Source organism: Streptomyces sp. MGP-BFMKR1 (assembly GCF_057766585.1).
The window spans coordinates 5,487,424-5,511,183 of the sequence record NZ_CM173408.1; the positions used below are offsets into that span (position 1 = coordinate 5,487,424).

Here is a 23,760-nt window from a genome sequence, read left to right on the forward strand (position 1 = left end):
CCGCCCGCCGTTGCCGACTCCGCGCACCCCGCGCCCCGTTCCTGACCTCCCGCGCCCCTCGGCACGGCCGCGCGCCGGGTCCCCGGCCGCCCGCCCGCGAGCGCGTGACACCCCTGTGCTAGGGCGCGGGCAAACGGACGCCCCCACCCGTCATCTGACGCTCCGTCACCGGTGTGATCGCCGCGTGACCTCCGCTACATCAGCTTGTGACGGTCCCGGGCCGGCAGTATGTTCGACCGTCAAAATCTGCCGCCAACCTGAGAGGCCACCGCATGCGATCCGGCAACGGCAAACATCGCCGCCCCCGTCAGGCCCCGGCCATCGTCGTCGCCGCGGGGGTGACCGGCGCGGGAATCGCCCTCCCGCTGCTCGGCGCCACCAGCGCCGGCGCCGCCGACACGGCCACCTGGGACCGCGTTGCCGAGTGCGAGAGCGGCGGCACCTGGAGCGCCAACGACGGCAACGGGCGCTACGGCGGCCTCGGTCTGAGCCTGGACGCCTGGCAGCTCTACGGCGGCACGGACCACGCGCCCCGCCCGGACCTGGCCAGCCGCGCGCAGCAGATAGCCATCGCTCAGACGATCCTGTCCGAGCGCGGCCCCGTGGCGTGGAGCGACTGCGCGCAGCCGGCCGGCCTGACCGAGGACGGCGAGGTACCGGACGTCAACCCGGGCGACCCCAGCCACGACGACCGGGGCACCGACCGCGGCGACTACGGCCACGCCCCGACCCCGAAGCCGGACGCGACCCCGGACGCGAAGCCCTCCCCGGACGACGCCAAGCCGACCCCGACCGACGAGCGGGAGCCGGACGCCGAGCCGACGCCGGACGCCACGCCCGGCCAGGACAAGAAGCCGAGACAGGGCGACAGGCCCGGCCCCGACGCGTCCGCGCCGAGCGATGACGCGCAGCCCACCGAGACGCCCCGTACCACCCCGAGCCCGAGCCGGGGCGAGGAGCGGCCCGCCGACCGCGACGAGGCCGGGGGCGAGCGGCCCGAGGCGCCCCGTGGCGGCGCCGAGCGCCCCGGCGCCGGCGAGAAGGCGCGTGAGGACGGCACGGGCACCGGCAAGCACCGCGGCGAGCCCGACGGCGCCCCGGGCCGCCCCGACGGCCGGGAGGACGACCGACAGCGCCCCGAGGGCCGGCACGCCGACCGCAGCGAGCGCGGGCGCGCGAGCGACCGGGCGGACGCGGAGACGCGGAGTGAGCACCGGGTCCGGTCCGGTGACACGCTGTGGGCGATCGCCGAGCAGCACGAGACACCGGGCGGTTGGCCGGCGCTCTACGAGGCCAACGAGAGCGTCATCGGGGACGACCCCGACCTGATCCTGCCCGGCCAGAAGCTCGACCTGGAGGCGGCGGCGGACCGCTGATCGGCCGTCACTTGGGGTGCTTCGCCCCGGTGTACACCGATTCGCGAAAGTGAGACATGGGTCTCGTTCGATCTCTGGCGTGTCGCGCTTGTCCGTCCTTCAGGTGCACTGTCTGACCTGCGGTGATGTGATTTTCTTGCGGGCAAACCCCACTGACTTTCCAGGGATGTTGGGGTTTGAGCACTCCGGGGATCTGTGATTACGGTCTTCATCGCTCGCCACCGCGAGCGCCACTGGTCGTCACGCCGAATCCTGCCGGCGGCCGGGGGAAACCGACGCGTCAAGCGCCGAAGGCAGGAGCGGGGGAACCACAGGTAAGTGCCGGACGGTCCGTGGAACGAGGGGGCTGAACGGCTTGGGGTGAAGCCGCGGGAGACCGCGGCCGGGCAACTCACAGTCCGAACCCGACAGCTCACCTCGTAGGCGTCGGTGAGGAAACCAACATGCTGATTTCCAAGGGCAAGCACCGCCGTCCGTCCAAGGCCACTCGCATCGCCACGCTCGCCGGTGTCACCGGTGCCGCCGTCGCCGTGCCGCTGATGGGGGCCACCGGCGCCAACGCCGCCACCACCGGCCAGTGGGACCAGGTCGCCCAGTGCGAGTCGACCGGCAACTGGTCGATCAACACCGGCAACGGCTACTACGGCGGCCTCCAGTTCTCCGCCTCCACCTGGGCCGCGTACGGCGGCACCGCCTACGCCCCGACCGCCGACAAGGCGTCCAAGGCCCAGCAGATACAGATCGCCGAGAAGGTCCTGGCCAGCCAGGGCAAGGGCGCCTGGCCGCACTGCGGCGTCAACCTGACCCAGGGCGGCTACACCGCGCCCAAGCAGCAGGCCCCCAAGCAGCAGGCGCCGCAGCAGGCCGCGCCCAAGCAGCAGCAGGCCGCCCCGCAGCAGTCCGCGCCGAAGGCCGCCCCGAAGCACGCCGGCCCGCGCGCCACGGACGAGCAGGCCCCGAGCCGCAGCTCCGAGCGGTACGTGCCCAAGCACGCCGCCCCGAAGCAGTCCGTGCCGCAGCAGAGCGCCCCGAAGACGATCAAGAAGGGCGACGGCGAGTACAAGGTCGAGGCCGGCGACACCCTCGCCAAGATCGCCGAGGCCGAGAACGTCAAGGGCGGCTGGAAGAAGCTGTACGACCTGAACGACGACGTCGTCACCGACGCCGACCTGATCTACCCGGGCCAGCAGCTCCACCTGAGCTGATCCCCGCCTCCGGCGCCCGGCCGGCTCCGCCCAGAGCCGGCCCGGCGTCCGTCCCTCCCCGCCCGGAGGGACCGCAGACCGCCCCGCCACGGTGCGCCTACCCCCGAGCGCATCGCGGCGGGGCTCCGCGTTTGCCCCCCGGACGCGCCGTCCGCGCGCGCCGCCCCCACACGCCGTCCCCACGCGCCGCCGCCGTACCGCCGCCGTACGGACGCCGCCGCCGTACGGACGCCGTACCGCCGCCGTCTGGACGGCGCCCGGTCGCCTGGGCCCGGTAGGCATGCCGCGGGCGCCTCGCGCGGACGTCCCGGCCGGCGCTGTCCGGGGCCGCGCGGCCGATTCGGTTGCGCCGTTCACCCATCGATCTGCGCTTTTTTCCCTCTTGTCGTCTCGTCCGGCGGGCGTGCGGCGAGCCGGGGTGCCGGGGCCGGTTAGGCTCGTGTCGCAGAAGCTCAGACCCACACGAAGGAGACCGCTCGTGCCGTCTATCGACGTCGTCGTAGCTCGCGAGATCCTCGACTCGCGAGGCAACCCCACGGTCGAGGTCGAGGTCGGCCTCGACGACGGCAGCACCGGCCGTGCTGCCGTGCCGTCCGGCGCCTCGACCGGCCAGTTCGAGGCCCTTGAGCTGCGGGACGGCGACAAGGCCCGCTACGGCGGCAAGGGTGTGGAGAAGGCCGTGCTCGCGGTCATCGAGCAGATCGGCCCGGAGCTGGTCGGCTACGACGCCACCGAGCAGCGCCTGATCGACCAGGCCATGTTCGACCTGGACGCCACGCCGGACAAGTCCTCGCTCGGCGCCAACGCCATCCTCGGCGTCTCGCTGGCCGTCGCGCACGCCGCCTCCGAGGCGTCCGACCTGCCGCTCTTCCGCTACCTGGGCGGCCCGAACGCGCACCAGCTCCCAGTGCCGATGATGAACATCCTGAACGGCGGCTCGCACGCCGACTCCAACGTGGACATCCAGGAGTTCATGATCGCCCCGATCGGCGCGGAGTCCTTCTCCGAGGCCCTGCGCTGGGGCGCCGAGGTCTACCACACCCTCAAGGGCGTCCTGAAGGAGCGCGGCCTGTCCACCGGCCTCGGCGACGAGGGCGGCTTCGCGCCGAACCTGGACTCCAACCGCGAGGCGCTCGACCTGATCGTCGAGGCCATCAAGAAGGCCGGCTACACCCCGGGCCAGGACATCGCGCTCGCGCTCGACGTCGCCGCGTCCGAGTTCTTCAAGGACGGCCAGTACGCGTTCGAGGGCCAGGCCCGCAGCGCCGCCGAGATGACCGCGTACTACGCCGAACTGGTCGCCGCCTACCCGCTGGTCTCCATCGAGGACCCGCTGAACGAGGAGGACTGGGACGGCTGGAAGACCCTGACCGACGAGCTGGGCGACAAGGTGCAGATCGTCGGCGACGACCTGTTCGTCACCAACCCGGAGCGCCTCGCCCGCGGCATCGACTCGGGCACCGCCAACGCCCTGCTGGTCAAGGTCAACCAGATCGGCTCGCTGACCGAGACGCTGGACGCCGTCGAGCTGGCCCAGCGCAACGGCTTCAAGTGCATGATGTCCCACCGCTCCGGCGAGACCGAGGACGTCACCATCGCCGACCTGGCCGTCGCCACCAACTGCGGCCAGATCAAGACCGGCGCCCCGGCCCGCTCCGAGCGCGTGGCCAAGTACAACCAGCTCCTGCGCATCGAGGAGATCCTCGACGACGCGGCCGTCTACGCGGGCCGCAGCGCCTTCCCGCGCTTCCGCTTCGAGGGCTGAGCCGGGCCACGCCGCGCCCACCGCGCGGCGAGCCCACCGCTTTTCCGTCCGTCCCCGGCCCCGGTCCCGTACCGTGGCCGGGGACGCACGTGTGTGCTGGCGGCGCGCGTTCGGCCGGTCGGCGCACGCCGACCGACCAGGCGCACCCGTCCGGACGCGCACGGCCGACACCTGTTGACGACGGCTGACCGCTGTCGTACGACCGCTGACGACCGCTCACGGACCACATACGGATGAAGGGGTAAGACGTGCCCGCGGACCGGTTCTCCACCGCGACCAGGCTGAGGGCGCTCGGCGAGAACGCCGCGGCCCGGGTCTACCGGGCCCGCACCCGGGCCAGGCCACCCCGCCGCGGCCGGCTCACCGGCCGTGCCGCGCTCCTCGCGCTCGTCGTCTGCTCGCTCGTCGTCGCGCTCGCGTACCCGATACGGCAGTACGTGTCACAGCGCTCCGACATCGCCGACCAGCGTCGGCAGGCCGAGCAGATCCGTGAGGACGTCGAGCGGCTGCGCGACCGCAAGGCCCGCCTTGAGGACCCCGCGTACATCGAGCGCCTGGCCCGTGAGCACCTGCACTACCTGCGCCCCGGCGAGACCGGGTACAGCATGCTGGGCCCGGGCGACGACGACGCCGAGCGCTCCGACGAGGACCGCTCCGCCGACCAGCCCTGGTACGGCAACCTGTGGGGCGAGGTCGACACGGCCGACGCCCAGCGCTGACCCACGGCGCCGGCCGCTCGCCCGTCACCCCGTCACCACCGCACCCGCCACGCCGTACCCGCCCCACCCGCCACCTCCGCCGCGCCCTTCGCACCCGGCGCGGCGGCCCGACGAACCGAAGAGAACCCTGCTCGCATGGAAACGCCCCCTCCGCAGACCGCACCCGCCGCCCCGACCGACGCGGACGTCGCCGCCGTCGGTGACCAGCTCGGCCGGGTCCCGCGCGGCCTGCGCGCGATCGCCCACCGCTGCCCGTGCGGCAATCCGGACGTCGTCGAGACCGCGCCCCGGCTGCCGGACGGCACACCGTTCCCGACGCTGTACTACCTGACCTGCCCGCGCGCCGCCTCCGCCATCGGCACGCTGGAGGCCGAGGGCGTCATGAAGGACATGACGGCGCGGCTGGCCACCGACCCGAAACTGGCCGCCGCCTACCGCGCGGCCCACGAGGACTACCTCGCCCGCCGGGACGCCATCGAGGTCCTGGAGAACTTCCCCAGCGCCGGCGGCATGCCCGACCGCGTCAAGTGCCTGCACGTCCTCGTCGGCCACTCGCTGGCCGCCGGCCCCGGCGTGAACCCGCTGGGCGACGAGGCCATCGCGCTGCTGCCCGAGTGGTGGCGCAAGGGCCCGTGCGTCGCCCCGTGCGCCGACGGCGGCACGTGCGACCCCGCGACGCCCGCGACCCCCGACGCCGCCGATGCCGATGCCGGTGCCGAAGCCGAAGCCCCCGAAGGAGACCGCGAGTGAAGCGCGTCGCCGCCATCGACTGCGGCACCAACTCCATCCGGCTGCTGGTCGCCGACATCGACCCGGACACCGGCGCCCTGCACGAGCTGGACCGCCGCATGACCATCGTCCGGCTCGGCCAGGACGTGGACCGCACCGGCCGGCTGGCCCCCGAGGCGCTGGAGCGCACCTTCGCCGCCTGCCGCGAGTACGCCGAGGTCATCGGGGAGCACGGCGTCCCGGGCGGCCCGCACCCCGCCCTTCGCTTCGTCGCCACCTCCGCCTCGCGCGACGCCTCCAACCGGGAGGACTTCGTCCGTGGCGTACGCGACATCCTCGGCGTCGAACCCGAGGTCATCACCGGCGACGAGGAGGCCGCCCTCTCCTTCGCCGGCGCCACCCGCGAACTGACGGCCCACCAGGACCCGGCTGCCCAGTCCCAAGGCCAGTCCCCGGCCGGCGCCGGCCCCTACCTCGTGGTGGACATCGGTGGCGGCTCGACCGAGTTCGTCGTCGGCGACCGCGCGGTGCGCGCCGCGCGCAGCGTGAACGTCGGCTGCGTCCGCATGACCGAACGCCACCTCGCCGACGCCACCGGCAAGGTCCCCGAACCCGGCACCCCGACCGAGGCCCAGATCGCCGCGATACGGGCCGACGTGGAGGCCGCCCTCGACACGGTCGAGCAGACGGTCCCGCTCCGCCCCACCGACGGCGGCTACACCCTGGTCGGCCTGGCCGGCTCGGTCACCACGATCGCCGCCATCGCACTCGACCTGCCCGCGTACGACTCGGCCGCCATCCACCACGCGGTCATCCCGCTCGACCGCGTCCGCGAGATCACCGACCGCCTCCTCCACTCCACCCACGCCGAACGCGCCGCCATCCCGGTCATGCACCCGGGCCGCGTGGACGTCATCGGCGCGGGCGCACTCGTCCTGCTGGCCCTGATGGAACGCGCGGGCGCGCGCGAGGTGGTCGTGAGCGAGCACGACATTCTGGACGGGATCGCCTTCGGAGTGGCGGAACGCGCCGGGGGGTGACGGTGGGGCGGGACGCTGGCGCGTGCGGGGGCCAGCCCCGCGTTTGCGGGGACCAGGACGGGGTCGACGAGCTTGAGCGTCCTTACTGGGGGCCAGCCCTGCACGCGCGGGGACCAGTTCGATGCCGCCGACGACGACGAGCTGGCCAATGGACCATCCCCGCACGCGCGGGGACCAGTTGGAGTCGCTGGCACCGCGACAGGTGTGGCAGGGGCCATCCCCGCACGCGCGGGGACCAGGACGCGGACACCGGCGACGTCCTCGCCGTGAAGGGGCCACCCCCGCACGCGCGGGGACCAGAGCAATTGACCTGCGCCTTTATCGCGCGGAACCCCAGTTTTCTGCAACTTCCACTGATCGCGACCTATCGCCCCATCTCGCCAAATCGCTCACGCAGGGTCTATACGAGCGAGAAGGCCCTTCAGCCCACGGTGCGGCCCGAAGCGCCCGCTGCGCTGCCGCAGTGAACCGGAACGCGTACCTCACGCCGCGCCCGCATCGCGCTCGATGAACAGGTCCGCCAGACGCGCGCGAGCTTCCCGTACGGTCACGGTGTTCTCAACCATGAGCTCAGCGTACGTAGCGGCGGATACACGCGGCGGGATTCCGGCGGGCTGGCCTCAACGGCCGACACGCTGCCCGGCGCACCCGCCCCGCGCAGCGGCAAACGTGGGACGCGCCGACACCCCACGTAACCTCTCCCTGTGCCCGCAGCCCGCCTCCACCGCGTCGCCGTCCTCGTGCTCGAAGGGGCGAAGCCGCTCGACGTCGGGATTCCCGCGCAGGTCTTCACGACCCGCGCGAGCATGCCGTACGAGGTGCGGGTGTGTGGGGCCGCTCCCGGTCGGGTGACCGGTGGTGACGGCCTCGCGTACGACGTCGCCCACGGCCTGGGCGCGCTCGCCTGGGCCGACATCGTCTTCGTCCCCGGTTACCGCTTTCCGGACCGCGACGACCCGCCGCCAGCCGTGGTCGAGGCGCTGGTCGACGCCCACGGGCGGGGCGCGCGGCTGGCCGCCATCTCGACGGGTGCCTTCGCGCTCGCCGCCACGGGCCTGCTCGACGGCCGGCGCGCCACCACGCACTGGCACTACACGCGGGCGCTCAGGGCCAGGTACCCGCAGGTCAAGGTGGACGAGAACGTGCTGTTCGTGGACGAGGGCAGCGTGCTCACCTCGGCCGGCGCGGCCTCCGGCATCGACCTGTGCCTGCACATCCTGCGCGGCGACCTCGGCGTGGCCGCGTCCAACCACGCGGCCCGACGCCTGGTCGCGGCCCCCTACCGCAGCGGCGGCCAGGCCCAGTACGTACCGCGCAGCGTGCCCGAGCCGCGCGGCGAACGGTTCGCCGCAACCCGCGAGTGGGCGCTGTACCGGCTCGGCGAGCCGCTGACCCTCGACGTACTGGCGCGGCAGGCGGGAGTCTCGCCGCGTACGTTCTCCCGCCGCTTCGTCGAGGAGACCGGTTACACGCCGATGCAGTGGGTGATGCGCGCCCGCGTCGACCTGGCCCGCGAGCTACTGGAGCGCTCGCAACGCAGCGTCGAGCAGATCGCCGCCGACACCGGGCTCGGCACCGGCGCCAACCTGCGTTTGCACTTCCAGCGCATCCTCGGCACCACGCCGAGCGAGTACCGACGCACCTTCACCCGGGGCGAGTAGCCCGCCCGGTACGGCGCGGCCCATCCGGTACGTCGCGGCCAGCCCCCGTACGGCGCGGTCTGCCCCGTACGGCCTGGTCCGCCTGGTCCGCGTTATCCGCGCGGTGTGGTGCGGCCTGTCCTGGCGGGTGGCGCGATCCTTGTGAACCATGGCGATCCCGCCACTGTCAGCGGCGCTGGCCGCGCGCGAGGCTGGTGGGGAAGGAAACGAGCCCGGGTGTGAAAGGGAAGGGACGTCACTCATGACTCGCATCGCCATCAACGGATTCGGCCGCATCGGGCGCAACGTGCTGCGCGCACTGCTGGAGCGTGACAGCGCCCTGGAGGTCGTGGCCATCAACGACCTGACGGAGCCCACCGCCCTCGCCCGGCTGCTCGCCTTCGACAGCACCTCCGGCCGCCTCGGCCGCCCGGTGACCGTCGACGGGGACGTCCTCGTCGTGGACGGCCACCGGATCAAGGTGCTGGCCGAGCGCGAGCCGGCGCAGTTGCCGTGGGCCGAACTCGACGTCGACCTCGTCCTGGAGGCCACCGGCCGCTTCACCGCGGCCAAGGCCGCGCGGGCCCACCTGGACGCGGGCGCGCGCAAGGTGCTGGTCAGCGCGCCGTCCGACGGCGCCGACATCACGCTCGCGTACGGCGTCAACACCGACGCGTACGACCCGGCCGCGCACACGATCGTCTCCAACGCCTCCTGCACCACGAACGCCCTCGCGCCGCTGGCCGCGGTCCTGGACGAACTCGCGGGCATCGAGCACGGTTTCATGACGACGGTGCACGCCTACACGCAGGAGCAGAACCTCCAGGACGGCCCGCACCGCGACCCCCGCCGCGCCCGCGCCGCCGGCGTCAACATCGTCCCGACCACGACCGGCGCCGCCAAGGCCATCGGCCTGGTCCTGCCGCAGCTCGACGGCAAGCTGTCGGGCGACTCGATCCGCGTCCCGGTACCGGTCGGTTCGATCGTCGAACTCAACACGACCGTCGCCCGCGACGTGTCCCGCGACGACATCCTGGCGGCCTACCGCAAGGCGGCCGAAGGCCCCCTCGCCGGCGTCCTGGAATACTCGGAAGACCCCCTGGTCTCCTCCGACATCACGGGCAACCCCGCCTCGTCCATCTTCGACTCGGCCCTCACTCGGGTGGACGGCCGCCACGTCAAGGTCGTTGCCTGGTACGACAACGAGTGGGGCTTCTCGAACCGCGTGATCGACACGCTGGAGCTGCTGGCGGCCGGGTGACGGCCCCTGCCGCCGTCGTCAGCGGGTGAGCTGGTTTCGGCAACGTTTGTGAGCGCTCTGGTTGGCCATGCGGGCCGGCCGGGGCGCTCGGTCGTGGGTGGGGGTGGGTTGCGGGGGCGCTCGGTCTTGGTGGGTGGGGGTTCCCCGCAGGCGCGGGGACCAGGCCGGCGTGAACGTCGTGCCGAACGTGTACTGGGGGTCATCCCCGCGCGCGGGGCCCAGCGTCACCAGGCCGCGCGGGGGTAGGGCTTGCCGGGTCCATCCCCGCGTGCGCGGGGACCAGGCCGGGGCACCGATCCTGGGCCACGCCGATCCGGGTCCATCCCCGCGCGCGCGGGGACCAGTTCGGCGCGCTCATGCGGCAGTTGCACATCTGGGGTCCATCCCCGCGCGCGCGGGGACCAGAGCAATTGACCTGCGGGTTTAGCGCGCGGTACCCCGGTTTTTTGCAACTTCCACGAACTCCGACCTATCGCCCAAGCTCGGCATACAGCTCACATTCTCCTCCCGGCAGGACGGTGTTCGCAGCGTATCCGCAGGCCGCTCCACACGTGAGCCGGACGCCAACACCAGCCTCTCGGAGTACGCAACTGCCAGCCATCGATGAACTGTTCGCTGGGTCGTGTGCCTGAACACCTCACATCTTCGCCCACTTACGGTGCGACGGGCCCGATGTCCTCAGCAGGGGTGACCAGCCACCGCAAGGTCACGTGGGCGGTGTAGCGCAGGTGGCGGCCGTCGGGATGGTCGCGGGCCGCGTGGCTGGTGCACCAGCGCTGAGCCCGCTGGTGCTGACCGGTGATGGACTCCGACGGTTCGGGCTCCGGGGACTGCTCGGCGCAGGTGAGACACGTGGCGCGGACGGTGTACGGATCGGCTGCCGGATCGGGAGCCAGGCTCATCTCGACGTAGCGGTAACGGCGATGGTGGGTCATCGCGGTTACCGGTTGTTGTGGGGGCCGTGGGCGGCGTGGACGGCGGGGGTGAGGGCGGCGGCGAGGTAGGCGGGTTCGGTGAGGTAGCGGCCGGACCAGTTGTGGGGGACGTACCAGTGCAGCCCCGGCCCCGTACGGCGGCGCGCGGGCGGGATACCGACGTAGTGCGTACCGGGCCTGGCGGGGAGCACGGTCACGTGGGGGTGTAGGCGTTGCCAGTGGATGAAGTCGTGTGCTTCGCCTGGTGGTAGGAGCCAGTAGGTGGAGTAGGTGTACGGGTCCACGATGGCCGCGCTCTCGTGTGGGCCGTTGAGGATGGGGAAGGCCCAGCGGGCGGTGGTGGCGTCGGTGCGTACGGCGTCCCAGTCCCGGCCGGCGGGCAGCAGCGAGACGGTGTCGCTGGGTGGTGGGCACCAGTCGGGGTGGGTCACGGCCGAACTCCCGGGCGCAGTACGGCGATGGCCTCGACCAGCCGATCAGCGTCGGTCAGGAGGCGGTCCGGGCTCAGGGGGATGCGCCACCAGACCAGGCGGGCGCGGGTCATGCCCGGCACGAACAGGTACGACCCGTCGTCTCCCGCGACGGTGATCTCCTCGTGGTCTCCGAGGTGTTGCACGGCCGGGGCCTTGGGCTCGATCAGCCACACCAGTCGCGCCGGCACGTCCTCCTCGATGACCGCCCCGCTCGCCTCCCCGAGCTCCGCCAGCACCCGATTGCCCAGGTAGCACGGCAGCGACAGCGCGTGCCAACCCAGTTCACCCACCCGCGTCCACCGCACCCCACCCCCAGGCGGCACCCAGTCATAGGGCGGGGGAGAGGTGTACTCGGCTCCGATGGGCATGGCGCAGCCTCCGGCGTCATCAGGGTAATCGCTTAATGACTGACCGTAAGAGGGTTGTGCGTGGCTATGCCATGACACCTTGAGCGGAGCATCGCTCTAAGTGACAAGTCGTTTACAGGGGCAGTCCCACGGCGTCGGCGAGGCGCCGCATCTCGGGCGTCAGTGTGCGGCGTCGCTTGACCACGTCGCCGAGTATGTCCTTGGCGTACCGCTGCTGGGCCAACCACTCCGGAACCCGAGCGTGCACCCCTGACAGAACCTTCACGGCCTGGGCGTGGTGACGCATGCGGATGTGTGCTGCCGCCACGTCGAGCTGATGGCGGTTGAAGTTGCTCTCCACTCGCCCCGCGTCACTCGTGTGCGCCTCGGTGCCTTCCGCGATCTCCAGCACTTTGTCGGGGCTGTCCACGATCATGTGCCGCTCCGCGCGCTTGTAGGCGACCGTCAGCGGCCCCCACGACGCCATGCGGCGTCCGACGGGCATTTCGTGGCCGGTCATCACCGCAGCCGCTTGCGCGAACTTCAACGCGTCGGCGGCCTCGCCCGGTCGATTGTCACGCACACAGGCTGCGGCCAGGTTGAGGAGCAACGTGCCCCACGCTGCCAAATCCGCCGCCGTGGCCCGACTCACCCTCGGCTCAACGTCGTCTGCCCACCGCGTCGCGAGCGTACGGGCCTGTGTCAGCTTGCCTTGCCTGATCGCCAACCAGCACATAGTCGCGGCGACGGAAGCGCTGCGGTGCTGCCCTTGGGCGGCGTCCAGGGCTTGCCGAAGTGCCGTTTCGGCCGCGTCGTACTGCCTGGTTTGGGTAAGAAGCGAACCAGCGAGTTGGAGTACGTAGGCGTGTACGTCGCGCCCCTCGTCTCCGAGCGCCTCCGCGTCGCGCAGTGCGGACGGAAGCAACGTGGCGGCTGTGGCGAGTTGGTTGGTGGCCCGGGCCACTCCCACGGCATCGGCCGCCGCTCGGACTCCTTCGAGGGTGGGGGCTTCGGCGACAGTGTCCGTCGGCGGACGCTCCACGGCGTGGCGGACGGGGGCCCACGCCTCCGCGTCCGGAGTCGCGTTGAGGTCGGCGCCGTCGGGGGAGTCGTGACGGTCGAGGAGGTGCGTCGTCGGGACGCGGAGGGCGGCAGCTAGCTTGTGAGCGGTCTCCAGGCGTGTGTGATCGAGTTGCCCCTGCTCCAGCTTTCTGATGAGGGAGGTCGATACGCCGCTGGCCTCGGACAGCCCCTTCTGGGAGAGGCCGCGCCGCTTGCGGATGTCGCAGAGAGTCGCGCCCATGCTGATGCTCTCGGACATGTAACACTCCGTTCAGAGTCGTCACTAGAACGGTACCTCTGCCCCAAGCTGTCGGGCCATGGCCGCTGGCCGTAAGGCGTGACTGTGGTAGGGAAGTTGAGACGGAGTGCGTCGACGGGGAGGGGGGCCTGGGAGCCCTGACCTGGGGCATCCGCGCTGCTACACGCCACTCCACTCGGCGAACTGGCGCAGCGGGTCGGCGGCACGTTGCCGGGCCCGTAGGAGGGTGCCGACGGTCTGGTGCACGTCCGGGTGGTAGCGGGTCAACTGGGGGGCCACTTGGCGGGCTTGGAGTAGCGAGTTCAGGGCCGCGTCGTGGCGTGCGGTCCACGCCTCCGCGGCGGCCTTGCGAATCAGGAAACCCGCGGCCCTGGTCGGTTGGTACGTCGCCGGGAGACGCACCTCCGAGGCGACCCGCACAGCCGTCTCGTGGTCGTCTTGGAGGAGAGCGACGTCCAACCTTCCCAGCGCGACGTTGAGTTCCCCGAAGGCCAGGGCGTAGCGGGTGCCGGGCGGGTCCTGGGCGGCGTCGGCCCGCTCGCCGGCCGCCACGACTTCGGCCGCCTGCTCAAGCCAGTCGCTCGCCGCGGACTTCTGCTGCTGCACGGCCGACAGGGCCGAGGCGCGCAGCAGCAGCGTGCCGCGTACCGCTGAGGTCTGCGGGTCGCCGTCCTCTTCGAGGTCGCGCAGTGCCTGCTTCACCAGGGCCACGCCACGGTCGGGGCGCGACGTCTCCGCATGTGTGATCACGGCGCGTTCGTACCGCTCGACGGCCACCTGTCGCGGATCGCCCGAGTGCGGAGCGGCGGCGGCCATGCGGGCGAGGGCGAGTCGGGCCAGGTCCATGTAGCCGAGTCGGTACGCCAGGATGGCCGTGGTCCGTGCCACCTCCGCTTGGAGGTAGTGCGCTCGCTCCCGTGCCGCGCCGGGCGCGGTGTGGGTCTGCACGGCGAGTGTGGTCGCCGCGATGGCTTCGGGAAGCCCCTCGGCGACCTGGGCGAACTCGCCCTTCGCGCGCAACCGGGAGAGCGCCGAGACCCGTCCGGCCACCGCGTCGAGAGAGTCCTGCGGCATGTCGTCGTCCGGCGGGATGTCCCATGCGTCGAGCGCGCTGCTGATCGGGGCGAGCAGCCGATCGAGCTGGTCCTTCTGGAGCATGTGGACGTACGGCTGCCCGTGCAACACGGAAAGGGTGACCCCAAGGGCGCGTGCGACGGCTGCCAGAACGGAGGGGCTGGGTGGTTGTTCTCCGTTTTCCACGCGGGAGAGTTGACTCGTCGAGACGTGCGAACGCTGGCTGAGTTGGGCCAACGTGTAGTCGCGGATGAGCCGAATTTCGCGGATGCGGGTGCCTGCGTGCTTGTCCTGGACGTCGGGCATGCTGACTCCCCATTGCGTACTGACACTGGCAATGTACGCCGGCTGGAGGCCCAGTTGTACGGCTTCGCCAGCCCGCCCCCACGGCCGGCGTCCTCGGGACGCCAACCCCGCATGCGCGGGGACCAACGCGGCGCGGCGACGGACCGGCTGGCGCTGCTGGGGCCATCCCCGCACGCGCGGGGACCAGGACGGTGGTGCTGGAGCGCTGGGCATCGCACAGGGGCCACCCCCGCACGCGCGGGGAGCCAGAGCAGTTGACCCGCGACGTTATCCGGCGCCTCCCCGGATTTCCGCAACTTCCACGAACCTCGGCCTCCCACCCAAGCCAGGCACGCAACCCACACCACCCTCCCCACTCACCACCCGGACAGCCACCCACAGGCCACCCTCCCCGCCAAGGCGGAAGAATGCGCCGCATGACCATCGTGGAAGGCGTCGACGCCCGCGGCATGCAGCACTGCGAGACCACGACGCTGGGCGTACTGCTGCGGCATGAGGGGCTTGAGTTGTCGGAGCCCATGTTGTTCGGGCTCGGGTCCGGGTTGGGCTTCGTCTACTGGGACAGCAAGGCGATGGACTTTCCGTTCCTCGGGGGGCGGGTCAAGCCGTTCGAGTTGACCCGGAATCTGGCTGGCGCGCTCGGGCTTGAGTTGGTGGTGGGGGAGACCACCTCGCCGCGTAAGGCGTGGCAGAACGTGGCGGCGTCCATCGACGCCGGCCGGCCCGTCGGCCTTCAGCTCGACAGTTACCACCTGGACTACTTCCGGACCAGGGTGCACTTCGCCGGGCACGTCGTGGCCATGTACGGCTACGACGCACAGGACGCCTACCTGGTGGACACCGCCCCGCAGGGCGGAGCCGTCTCGACCAGTCTGGCCGGGCTCGCCAGGGCCAGGGCCGAGCGTGGGCCCATGGCCGCCAGGCACCGGTCGTTCACCCTCACGGCACCCCGCGACCTCGCCCCACCACAGGACCGGATCGTGCCCGCGATCAGGGCCTGTGCGCGCGCCTTCCTGAACCCGCCGATCGCGAACCTGGGCTACCGGGGCATCGAGAAGGCCGCCGAGCGCGTGCCGAAGTGGCTCCAGCGCGGCGGCCACCCGCACGAGCATCTGGCGCGGGCCGCCCTGCTCATGGAGAAGGCGGGCACCGGCGGCGCCCTGTTCCGCAATCTCTACCGGGACTTCCTCGCCGAGTGCGCCCAGTACGTCGACAGCGGCCACCTGCGTACCGGACACGGCCTGTACGTCGAGGCCGCCGCCCTCTGGACCCAGGTAGCCGCGCTCATCGCGGCAGCGGGCGAGTCGGGTGACGAGCGGAGCCTCGTGGAGGCGGGCTCCCTCCTCCGCGAACTGTCGCGCGTCGAGCGGGACGCGATGCGGGCGCTCAGCGCGTTGTAGGGAGTTCGGCACGGGGAGCGCCCGCGTGAGGCCCTACTCCGAGGTTCCGCTTCGAGGGTCCGCACCCGGGGAAGCGCGTAGCCCTGCCCGCGCGGTCCGCCGACCCGCCCGCCGACCGATCCGCGCGCGCCGCCCGCAGCCCCCGCCCCGCCCGCCGACCGGCCCGCGTTCGCGGCCCCGTGGGCGCCGTCTCTCCCGCCAGGGGCGGGCCTCCACCTCCGGCGGACCGCGCAGGCCCCGACAACACCCCCACTCGGGGCCGAAATCGGGGCGTTTGGCGCTCTCCGGGCAGCCCCGAAACCGCGTCCGCGAGAAAGTTCGTGAAATCCTTCACATGAAAAAGGTCCCGGTGAGGGCCCTGAAGGCGCCCCGGGGGCCGGTTCTTGGCGGTGGGGCCGCCCGATGTCGGACCACGCCCTGTTTCGGCCGAGTTAAACGCGAGATGCAGATCGTCCGCAGGGGGCGCTTATTTACTGCGGAGTAGCCCGACAGGGCCTGATCAGTGGGGGTGGGTAACGCTCCGGGGCGGCTTCCGGTTCCCCCGGAGTCGTATGGGATCGATCACGAGGGCCGCGCAGTGTAACAGACCCAGTCGCCCTCCTTGTGAAGGGGCTCACGAGCAACCCCCCTGAGGGTGCTGGATACTCGAATCATGAGCACCACGGAGCGTCCCCGAATCCTCGTTGTAGGCGGTGGGTACGTAGGTCTGTACGCGGCACGCCGCATCCTGAAGAAGATGCGGTACGGCGAGGCGACCGTCACGGTCGTCGACCCCCGGTCGTACATGACCTACCAGCCCTTCCTTCCCGAAGCTGCTGCCGGCAGCATCTCCCCGCGCCACGTCGTGGTTCCGCTGCGACGCGTGCTCCCGAAGGCGGAGGTCCTCACCGGCCGCGTCACGACCATCGACCAGGACCGCAAGGTCGCCACGGTCGCCCCGCTGGTCGGCGAGGCGTACGAGCTGCCCTTCGACTACCTCGTCATCGCGCTCGGCGCCGTCTCCCGCACCTTCCCGATCCCCGGCCTGGCCGAGAACGGCATCGGTATGAAGGGTGTGGAGGAGGCCATCGGCCTGCGGAACCACGTCCTGGAGCAGCTCGACAAGGCCGACTCGACGACCGACGAGGAGATCCGCCGCAAGGCGCTCACCTTCGTCTTCATCGGTGGCGGGTTCGCCGGCGCCGAGACCGTCGGCGAGGTCGAGGACATGGCCCGGGACGCGGCCAAGTACTACCCGAACGTCAAGCGCGAGGACATGCGCTTCGTGCTGGTCGACGTCGCCGACAAGATCCTCCCCGAGGTCGGCCCGAAGCTGGGCGCCTGGGGCAAGGAGCACCTGGAGAGCCGGGGCGTCGAGGTCTACCTCAAGACCGGCATGGACTCCTGCGTCGACGGTCACGTGGTGCTCAACAACGGGCTCGAGGTCGACGCCAGCACCATCGTGTGGACCGCGGGCGTCAAGCCCAACCCGGCGCTGGCCCGCTTCAACCTGCCGCTGGGCCCGCGCGGGCACGTGGACACCGCCGCCACCCTCCAGGTGCAGGGCACCGACTACATCTGGGCCGCCGGCGACAACGCGCAGATCCCCGACCTCGTGGGGCGCGCGGCCGGCAACGAGAACGCCTGGTGCCCGCCGAACGCGCAGCACGCGCTGCGGCAGGCCAAGGTCCTCGGCGACAACGTGATCTCGGGCATGCGGGGCTTCCCGCAGCGCGAGTACAAGCACGCCAACAAGGGTGCGGTGGCGGGCCTCGGCCTCCACAAGGGCGTCGCGATGATCGTCATGGGCAAGATGAAGATCAAGCTCAAGGGCCGGCTCGCCTGGTACATGCACCGGGGCTACCACGGCATGGCCATGCCGACCTTCAACCGCAAGATCCGCGTGTTCGCCGACTGGACGCTCGGGATGTTCCTCAAGCGCGAGGTCGTCTCGCTGGGCGCCATCGAGAACCCGCGCGAGGAGTTCTACGAGGCGGCGTCCCCCGTCTCGGCCCGCGCCGCCGCGCCGGCGGACAAGGACGACGCCAAGGCCGCCAAGGCCAAGGCGTAGCGACCCGGTCGCCGAAGCCCGTCCGTACGGGCTTCCCCGCCGGCCGCACACCGAGCGGGCCGCCAGGCCCGCGACCAGCACGCGTCGAGGGCGTCCACCAATCCGTGGGGTGGGCGCCCTCGGCGCGTGCGCGCGTTCCGTGGGCCCCCTGCCGTGCCGACGCGCGGCAGGAGCCCGCGCGGCCAAGCGCGCGGGGTGCTCGCGGTCAGGTCCGGCGGGCGTGGGACGCGAGGCGATCGGCGAGCGCGGTGACGAGGTGGCGAAGCTCGTCGGGGCGCTCGATGACGAACGGCCGGTCGAGCGAGGCGAGCACCGGAGGCAGCCAGTCGAGCCGCTCCGCCCGCAGCTCGACGCGCAGCCAGCGCTCGGCCGCCCGGTCCGGGGACCGGTCCGGACCCGAGTCCCGGTCCGGAGCGGGCTCGTGTTCCGCCAGGCTCGCGACGGTGGCGGGCAGGTGGGCGCGGATGTGCTCGACCGTCCCGTACACCCGCAGGGACACCGCGTGCCGGTACGCGGCCGTGGCCAGCGCGGACACCACGCGCTGTGCCGGGTCGACGCCCACGGGCGCCTCGAAGGAGCCGGGCAGGGTGCGCGCGTCCGCGACGCGGTCCAGCCGGAGGGTGCGGTCCTCGCCGATCCCGGCGTCCTCGCCGGTGACGTACCAGTGGCCCGCGTGCGCGACGATCCCGTACGCGTGCAGCGTGCGTTCGCCGCGCCGCCCGGCGCGGTCGGTGTAGCGGAGGGAGACCGGTCGGCGGTGGCGTACCGCGTCGGCGACGGTCAGCAGGATCTCGGGGTCCGGCGGGTCGATCCGCCCGGGCTGGTCCGTGAAGGCCAGGGATTCCAGGAGCGTGTCGAGCCGGCGGGCGATGTGCCGGGGCAGCACCCGCCGGATCTTCGCCGACGCCGTCTCGTTCGCCGTGCGCTGCGCCGTGCTCAGTCCCGCCCGGCGACCGGCGACCAGGCCGAGCAGCACGGCCAGCGCCTCGTCGTCGCCGAGCATGAGCGGCGGCAGGCGGTACCCGGGCGCGAGGCGGTAGCCGCCGTAGCGGCCCCGGACCGACTCCACGGGCACGTCGAGGTCGACCAGGTGGTCCACGTACCGGCGCACGGTGCGCCCCTCGACGCCGAGCCGGTCGGCGAGTTCGGCCACGGTCCGGGTGCCGCCCGACTGCAGTAGTTCCAGGAGGGTCAGCACGCGGGCGGTGGGTCGGGGCATGGCCGCAATCTAACGCGCATACGGGACCGTTTCTGTCCGGTATTGCTCCTAGCCTGCGCGGTGCACGCCATCAGTACGGCCAAGGAGATCCCCATGGAGTTCGTCTCGATCCGCGTCATCACCGGCGACGTGGCGCGCCTCGTCGCCTTCTACGAGCGGGCCACCGGGGTGCGGGCGAGGTGGGCCACCGAGGACTTCGCCGAACTCGCCACCGGTGGCGCCACCCTCGCGATCGCCGGCACCCGCACCGTGCCGCTGTTCGCCCCGGGCTCCGCCCGCCCGGCGGCCAACCAGAGCGTGATCACCGAGTTCCGCGTCGACGACGTGGACCGCGTGCACCGGAACCTGACCGGCCTCGTCACCGACTTCGTCAGCGGGCCCACCACGATGCCCTGGGGCAACCGGTCGCTGCTGTTCCGCGACCCCGACGGCAACCTCGTCAACTTCTTCACCCCGGTCACGCCGGCGGCCATCGAGAAGTTCGCCCGCTGACGCCGTGCGGTGTCGTGTGGCGCCGTGCGGTGCCGTGCGATGTCACGTGACGCGGTGCGGCGCCGCGCGACGACGGGGGCGGCAGCCCGGAGACCCCCGGCTGCGGGCCCGCCGCCGGCCGGGGCAGTCGGGTGATTTTGCCGTTTCCTCAACCGTGTTCGGGACTGTCGCACGGGCGATCGGTGTTTTACGTGGCAGGTGAATCTTTCTGAGGTGCACCGCTACGACAACACCGCGTCTCCCTGGAGGTGTGCGACATGGCCGATGCCGCTGGACGGCTCTCCGCGCTCGCTGAGGAGGTCCTCGGGGCCCCGTTCCCGGTCCGTATCCGGGCCTGGGACGGCAGCGAGGCCGGACCCCCGCCCGGCCCGTCCCCCCACACCGGAGACACCGGAGACACCCGAGGCGCGACGGGCACAGCGGACGCGGTAGACGCGGCGGCCACGGCGGACGCCTCCCCGAAGCCGCCCACGGCGGACGCCTCCCCGAAGCCGCCCACGCTGGTGGTGCGCAACCGCAGGGCCGTCCGCAGACTGCTGTGGCGGCCGGGCGAACTCGGCCTCGCCCGCGGCTGGGTGGCCGGCGACTTGGACATCGACGGCGACCTGTACGCGGCCCTCGACCTGCTCTCCGGGGTGCTGTGGGACCGCGGCGAGGAGTCGGCGCCGCGACGTAACCTGCGCTCCGCTCTGAACGCGGCCCGCGACCCCCGGCTCCGCTCCGCCGCCCGCGACCTGCTCGCCATCGCCGGCCCGTGGCCGCCCCCGAAGCCACCCGTCGAGGAGGTCCGCGCGCGCCGCGGCCCGCTGCACACCCTGCGCCGGGACCGGGCCGCCATCAGCCACCACTACGACGTCGGCAACGACTTCTACGAACTGGTCCTCGGCCCCTCCATGGTCTACTCCTGCGCGTACTGGCCCGCCCCCGACGCCGCGTCACAGCCCGCCCCGGACGCGGGAGCGGGCCTGGCGGAGGCCCAGCGCGCCAAGCTCGACCTGGTCTGCCGGAAGCTGGGCCTGGAGCCCGGGCAGCGGCTGCTCGACGTGGGCTGCGGCTGGGGCTCGATGGTGCTGCACGCGGCCCGCGAGTACGGCGTACGGGCCGTCGGCATCACGCTCTCCCAGGAACAGGCCGAGTACGCCCGCAAGCGGGTCGCCGACGCGGGGCTCACCGACCGGGTCGAGATCCGGGTCCAGGACTACCGCCGGGTGAGCGACGGGCCGTACGACGCGATCTCCTCCATCGGCATGGCCGAGCACGTCGGCGCCGTGCGGTACGGGGAGTACGCGGCGCTGCTGTACGGGCTGCTGCGGCCCGGCGGGCGGCTGCTCAACCACCAGATCGCCCGGCCGCCGCAGCGCCACGAGGACGCCTACCGGGTGGACGAGTTCATCGACCGCTACGTCTTCCCGGACGGCGAGTTGGCGCCCGTGGGGCGGACGGTGAGCCAGTTGGAGGAGGCCGGGTTCGAGGTGCGCGACCTGGAGTCGCTCCGCGAGCACTACGGGCTGACGCTGCGGGCCTGGGTCGGCAACCTGGAGCGGAACTGGACGCAGGCGCTCCGGCACGTCTCGCCGGGGCGGGCCCGGGTCTGGCGGCTGTACATGGCCGCGAGCGCGCTGGCCTTCGAGCGCAACCGCATCGGTGTCAACCAGGTCCTCGCCGTCCGCACCCCGGAGCCCGGCACCTCCGGTCTGCCACTGCGCACCCGCACCTGGAACTGACCGCCCCTCGCCGGGCCGGCCCGTGGGGCGCGCGCCGTACCGGGCGGGCCCGGGGCGGCGCGAGCGGAAACGGCCGGGGCCCCGGGGCGACGTGGTGTCGCCCCGGGGCCCCGGGTGTGCGTACCGCTCGGCAGGCTACTCCGCCTTGATCGCCGCGAGCATGTTCAGCTTCGCGGCCCGGCGCGCCGGCCACAGCGCGGCCAGCACGCCGACGAGGGCGGCGAGGACGAGGAAGAGGCCCATCCGACCCCACGGCAGGACCAGTTCGTACGTGCCCAGGCTCGGGCCGATCAGCTCGCCGGCGGCCCAGCCGAAGAACACGCCGAGACCGATGCCGAGCACGCCACCGAAGAGCGAGATGACCAGCGACTCCAGCCGCACCATCCGCTTGATGCCCTTGCGGTCCAGGCCGATGGCCCGCAGCATGCCGATCTCCTGCGACCGCTCGAAGACCGACATCGCCAGCGTGTTGACCACTCCGAGCACCGCGACGATCACGGCCATCGCGAGCAGCCCGTAGAGCATGTTCAGCATCAGGTTGATCAGCTTGGCTATGTCGTTGGAGACGTCGTCCATCGTCTGGACCTTGACGGCCGGGTTGTCACCCAGCGCCTTCTCCAGCGACTCCTTGGTGTCGTCGCTGAGGCCGCCCTTGGTCTTCAGCAGGACCTGGAAGTCGGCGATGTCCTTCACGTGCGGGGTGAGGGTGGCGTTGTCGATCATCACGCCGGAGATGATCACGTTGCCCTCGTAGACGCCCGACACCACCAGGCGGCTCTTCTTGCCGTCCTCGAAGGTCGTGGTCAGCGAGGAGCCGACCTTCCAACCACGGTCCTCGGCGAGGTCCTTGTCGACGACGACCCGGTTGCCGCCGAGCCCGGCGAAGGAGCCCTCGGTGAACTCCAGCTTCGTCAGGTCGCCGATGGCCTTGCCGTTGACGCCGGCCAGGTCCGTCTTCTTGCCGTCGATCCGGGACGGCGAGAGCCGCAGCGGGCTGGACTTCTCGACCTCGGGCTGCTTCTCCAGCTTCTCGCCGACCTCGGGGGCGAGCGGGGTCATGCTGGCCATGCTGACGATGTAGTCGGCCTTGAGCGAGTCCCGGGCCATCTTGTCGATGGCGTTCTGTATGCCACCGGCGATCACGGTCAGGCCGGTGATCAGGGTCAGGCCGATCATCAGCGCGGAGGCCGTGGCGGCCGTGCGGCGCGGGTTGCGCACCGCGTTCTGCCGGGCGAGCTTGCCGGGCATTCCGAAGATCCGCAGCACCGGGGCCGCCGCCGCGATCAGCGGTCGGGAGAGCAGCGGCGTCAGGACGAAGACGCCGATCATCAGCAGTCCGGCGCCCAGACCCATCGGGCCCTTGCCGTCGTCCATGGTGGTCGCGGCCAGGACCAGGGCGATGCCGACACCGGCGAAGAGCGCGCCGATGCTGTTGCGCACCACCAGGCCACGCGTGGTCGGCGGGGCGTGCACGCTGCCCATCGCGGCGATCGGCGGGATCTTCGCCGCGCGGCGGCCGGGCAGCCAGGCGGCCAGCACGGTCACCACGATGCCGACGAAGAGCGAGGCGCCGATCGTGGTGGGTGTGATCACCAGTGGGCCGTCCGGGACGGTGGCGCCGCTGGAGTTCAGCAGCGAGCGCAGCCCGGCGCCGATGCCGATGCCGGCGAGCAGGCCGGTCACGGCGGCGATCGAGCCCACGACCGTCGCCTCGATGAGCACCGAGCGGGTCACCTGGCGGCGGCTGGCGCCGACCGCGCGCATCAGCGCCAGCTCCTTGGTGCGCTGCGCGACGAGCATGGTGAAGGTGTTGGCGATGATGAAGATGCCGACGAACAGGGCGATCCCGGCGAAGGCGAGCATGCCGGTCCGCATGCCGCTCAGCTCGTTCTCGATGTCCTTGGCCTGGTCGTCCGCGAGCTTCTCGCCGGTGTCGACATCGGTCCGGTCCGGCAGGACCTTCTCGACCTGCGTCTTGAGCGCCTCCTGCGTGGTGCCCGGCTTGGCCTTCAGCTCGATGCCGGTGTACTTGCCGGGCTCCGCGTACAGCTTCTGCGCGGTCTTGGTGTCGAACAGCGCGAGGCTGCCGCCCGCCGCGACGTTGCCGTCGTCGGTGGTGAAGATGCCGACGACCTTCTGCTTCATGACGGGGCCGTCGACCGACACGTCGATGCTGTCGCCGATCTTGTAGTCGGCGCGGTCCGCGGTCCTGGAGTCGAGCGCCACCTCACGCACGTTGGTCGGGCCGCGGCCCTCCTTCATCGTGTAGCGCGCGTCCTTGCCGTCCTTGGACGGGAAGTAGTTGCCGCCGGAGGAGGTGAACCCGTCGCCGACGAGCTTGCCGTCCTTGTCGGGTATCGCGGCGAAGCCCGTCACGGTGCCGGTCGCCGACTCCGCGCCCGGCAGCTTCGTCACCTGGTCGAGCAGGGACTGGCTCAGCTTGGGCGCGTCGCCCGGGTTGTCCTTGTCGTCGGCGTCGTCGGGGCTGATCGCGACGTCGACGTTGGTGAACCCCTTCTCGGAGCTCTTCTGGTACGCGTCGGAGATGGTCGAGGTGAAGACCAGGGTGCCGGCGACGAACGCCACGCCGAGCAGCACGGCGAGGACGGTCATCAGCAGTCTGGCCTTGTGCGCGAGCACGTTGCGCAGGGCGGTACGGAACATGGGTCTGTCAGTCCTGGGGG

19 protein-coding genes and 1 riboswitch are annotated in these 23,760 nt (G+C 72.0%); of the genes, 12 read left to right on the forward strand and 7 right to left on the reverse strand.

Annotation, left to right across the window (positions count from 1 at the left end; all coding sequences use genetic code 11):
* The first annotated feature begins 272 nt into the window (after positions 1-272).
* From AC3CHW_RS21680 to gap, 8 genes are all read left to right on the forward strand, one after another.
* Positions 273-1,376 (forward strand): transglycosylase family protein, encoded by a 1,104-nt coding sequence (locus tag AC3CHW_RS21680; RefSeq protein ID WP_488467567.1) that lies wholly within the window; start codon positions 273-275, stop codon positions 1,374-1,376.
* A gap of 275 nt (positions 1,377-1,651) precedes the next feature.
* A riboswitch (cyclic di-AMP (ydaO/yuaA leader) is annotated at positions 1,652-1,817 on the forward strand.
* Between the two features lie 2 nt (positions 1,818-1,819).
* Positions 1,820-2,581, forward strand: a complete 762-nt coding sequence (locus AC3CHW_RS21685) for a transglycosylase family protein (RefSeq protein ID WP_398610233.1) — start codon at positions 1,820-1,822, stop codon at positions 2,579-2,581.
* A gap of 478 nt (positions 2,582-3,059) precedes the next feature.
* The gene (eno, locus tag AC3CHW_RS21690) at positions 3,060-4,346 is read left to right on the forward strand and encodes a phosphopyruvate hydratase (RefSeq protein ID WP_176162032.1); all 1,287 of its coding nucleotides are present in this window, start codon (positions 3,060-3,062) and stop codon (positions 4,344-4,346) included.
* A gap of 248 nt (positions 4,347-4,594) precedes the next feature.
* Positions 4,595-5,065, forward strand: coding sequence for an FtsB family cell division protein (locus AC3CHW_RS21695; RefSeq protein ID WP_398610232.1), 471 nt, complete (start codon positions 4,595-4,597; stop codon positions 5,063-5,065).
* Positions 5,066-5,200: 135 nt separating this feature from the next.
* Positions 5,201-5,815 (forward strand): DUF501 domain-containing protein, encoded by a 615-nt coding sequence (locus AC3CHW_RS21700; RefSeq protein ID WP_488467568.1) that lies wholly within the window; start codon positions 5,201-5,203, stop codon positions 5,813-5,815.
* Positions 5,812-6,834: a Ppx/GppA phosphatase family protein gene (locus AC3CHW_RS21705; RefSeq protein WP_488467569.1), complete on the forward strand. Its 1,023-nt coding sequence runs from the start codon at positions 5,812-5,814 to the stop codon at positions 6,832-6,834. The genes AC3CHW_RS21700 and AC3CHW_RS21705 overlap by 4 nt, the downstream gene beginning before the upstream one ends.
* 704 nt (positions 6,835-7,538) lie before the next feature.
* Positions 7,539-8,495: a GlxA family transcriptional regulator gene (locus tag AC3CHW_RS21710; protein WP_488467570.1), complete on the forward strand. Its 957-nt coding sequence runs from the start codon at positions 7,539-7,541 to the stop codon at positions 8,493-8,495.
* A gap of 241 nt (positions 8,496-8,736) precedes the next feature.
* Positions 8,737-9,735, forward strand: a complete 999-nt coding sequence (gene gap / locus AC3CHW_RS21715; protein WP_488467571.1) for a type I glyceraldehyde-3-phosphate dehydrogenase — start codon at positions 8,737-8,739, stop codon at positions 9,733-9,735.
* A 653-nt stretch (positions 9,736-10,388) separates the two neighbouring features.
* Here gap and AC3CHW_RS21720 read toward each other — a convergent pair.
* From AC3CHW_RS21720 to AC3CHW_RS21740, 5 genes are all read right to left on the reverse strand, one after another.
* Complete coding sequence (locus AC3CHW_RS21720; RefSeq protein ID WP_488467572.1) at positions 10,389-10,670, reverse strand: DUF7848 domain-containing protein; 282 nt, start codon at positions 10,668-10,670, stop codon at positions 10,389-10,391.
* Positions 10,671-10,675: 5 nt separating this feature from the next.
* Entirely contained in the window at positions 10,676-11,101 is a 426-nt protein-coding gene (locus AC3CHW_RS21725) for a hypothetical protein (RefSeq protein ID WP_488467573.1), read from the reverse strand.
* Positions 11,098-11,511 (reverse strand): hypothetical protein, encoded by a 414-nt coding sequence (locus AC3CHW_RS21730; protein WP_488467574.1) that lies wholly within the window; start codon positions 11,509-11,511, stop codon positions 11,098-11,100. Before AC3CHW_RS21730 ends, AC3CHW_RS21725 begins: the two co-directional genes overlap by 4 nt.
* Before the next feature lie 112 nt (positions 11,512-11,623).
* Positions 11,624-12,811 carry a helix-turn-helix domain-containing protein gene (locus AC3CHW_RS21735; protein ID WP_488467575.1) on the reverse strand — a complete coding sequence of 396 codons (1,188 nt, stop codon included), beginning with the start codon at positions 12,809-12,811 and terminating at the stop codon, positions 11,624-11,626.
* Positions 12,812-12,970: 159 nt separating this feature from the next.
* Positions 12,971-14,191, reverse strand: coding sequence for a helix-turn-helix domain-containing protein (locus AC3CHW_RS21740; protein WP_488467576.1), 1,221 nt, complete (start codon positions 14,189-14,191; stop codon positions 12,971-12,973).
* 416 nt (positions 14,192-14,607) lie between these two features.
* On the opposite strand from AC3CHW_RS21740, the gene AC3CHW_RS21745 reads away from it, so the two are divergent.
* Together AC3CHW_RS21745 and AC3CHW_RS21750 are read left to right on the forward strand one after the other, a co-directional pair.
* Positions 14,608-15,591, forward strand: coding sequence for a BtrH N-terminal domain-containing protein (locus AC3CHW_RS21745; RefSeq protein ID WP_488467577.1), 984 nt, complete (start codon positions 14,608-14,610; stop codon positions 15,589-15,591).
* Between the two features lie 652 nt (positions 15,592-16,243).
* The gene (locus AC3CHW_RS21750) at positions 16,244-17,641 is read left to right on the forward strand and encodes an NAD(P)/FAD-dependent oxidoreductase (protein WP_176162019.1); all 1,398 of its coding nucleotides are present in this window, start codon (positions 16,244-16,246) and stop codon (positions 17,639-17,641) included.
* A 205-nt stretch (positions 17,642-17,846) separates the two neighbouring features.
* Here AC3CHW_RS21750 and AC3CHW_RS21755 read toward each other — a convergent pair whose 3' ends face one another.
* Positions 17,847-18,860 carry a helix-turn-helix transcriptional regulator gene (locus AC3CHW_RS21755; protein ID WP_488467578.1) on the reverse strand — a complete coding sequence of 338 codons (1,014 nt, stop codon included), beginning with the start codon at positions 18,858-18,860 and terminating at the stop codon, positions 17,847-17,849.
* A gap of 93 nt (positions 18,861-18,953) precedes the next feature.
* On the opposite strand from AC3CHW_RS21755, the gene AC3CHW_RS21760 reads away from it, so the two are divergent.
* Together AC3CHW_RS21760 and AC3CHW_RS21765 are read left to right on the forward strand one after the other, a co-directional pair.
* Positions 18,954-19,352 (forward strand): VOC family protein, encoded by a 399-nt coding sequence (locus AC3CHW_RS21760; protein ID WP_459249377.1) that lies wholly within the window; start codon positions 18,954-18,956, stop codon positions 19,350-19,352.
* Between the two features lie 257 nt (positions 19,353-19,609).
* A complete protein-coding gene (locus AC3CHW_RS21765; RefSeq protein ID WP_488467579.1) occupies positions 19,610-21,076 on the forward strand; it encodes a class I SAM-dependent methyltransferase in 1,467 nt (488 codons plus the stop codon).
* Positions 21,077-21,211: 135 nt separating this feature from the next.
* Here the strand turns inward: AC3CHW_RS21765 and AC3CHW_RS21770 are convergent, their stop codons facing one another.
* A complete protein-coding gene (locus AC3CHW_RS21770) occupies positions 21,212-23,740 on the reverse strand; it encodes an ABC transporter permease (protein WP_488467580.1) in 2,529 nt (842 codons plus the stop codon).
* Positions 23,741-23,760 lie beyond the last annotated feature (20 nt).

Excerpts from the sequence above, each read along its gene's own strand:
- AC3CHW_RS21685 (WP_398610233.1), top strand. The coding sequence starts at position 1,820 with ATGCTGATTTCCAAGGGCAAGCACCGCCGTCCGTCCAAGGCCACTCGC.
- AC3CHW_RS21765 (WP_488467579.1), top strand. The coding sequence starts at position 19,610 with ATGGCCGATGCCGCTGGACGGCTCTCCGCGCTCGCTGAGGAGGTCCTC.
- AC3CHW_RS21730 (WP_488467574.1), bottom strand. The coding sequence starts at position 11,511 with ATGCCCATCGGAGCCGAGTACACCTCTCCCCCGCCCTATGACTGGGTG.
- AC3CHW_RS21760 (WP_459249377.1), top strand. The coding sequence starts at position 18,954 with ATGGAGTTCGTCTCGATCCGCGTCATCACCGGCGACGTGGCGCGCCTC.
- AC3CHW_RS21720 (WP_488467572.1), bottom strand. The coding sequence starts at position 10,670 with ATGACCCACCATCGCCGTTACCGCTACGTCGAGATGAGCCTGGCTCCC.
- gap (WP_488467571.1), top strand. The coding sequence starts at position 8,737 with ATGACTCGCATCGCCATCAACGGATTCGGCCGCATCGGGCGCAACGTG.
- AC3CHW_RS21740 (WP_488467576.1), bottom strand. The coding sequence starts at position 14,191 with ATGCCCGACGTCCAGGACAAGCACGCAGGCACCCGCATCCGCGAAATT.
- AC3CHW_RS21755 (WP_488467578.1), bottom strand. The coding sequence starts at position 18,860 with ATGCCCCGACCCACCGCCCGCGTGCTGACCCTCCTGGAACTACTGCAG.
- AC3CHW_RS21680 (WP_488467567.1), top strand. The coding sequence starts at position 273 with ATGCGATCCGGCAACGGCAAACATCGCCGCCCCCGTCAGGCCCCGGCC.
- AC3CHW_RS21770 (WP_488467580.1), bottom strand. The coding sequence starts at position 23,740 with ATGTTCCGTACCGCCCTGCGCAACGTGCTCGCGCACAAGGCCAGACTG.
- AC3CHW_RS21750 (WP_176162019.1), top strand. The coding sequence starts at position 16,244 with ATGAGCACCACGGAGCGTCCCCGAATCCTCGTTGTAGGCGGTGGGTAC.
- AC3CHW_RS21700 (WP_488467568.1), top strand. The coding sequence starts at position 5,201 with ATGGAAACGCCCCCTCCGCAGACCGCACCCGCCGCCCCGACCGACGCG.
- AC3CHW_RS21745 (WP_488467577.1), top strand. The coding sequence starts at position 14,608 with ATGACCATCGTGGAAGGCGTCGACGCCCGCGGCATGCAGCACTGCGAG.
- AC3CHW_RS21735 (WP_488467575.1), bottom strand. The coding sequence starts at position 12,811 with ATGTCCGAGAGCATCAGCATGGGCGCGACTCTCTGCGACATCCGCAAG.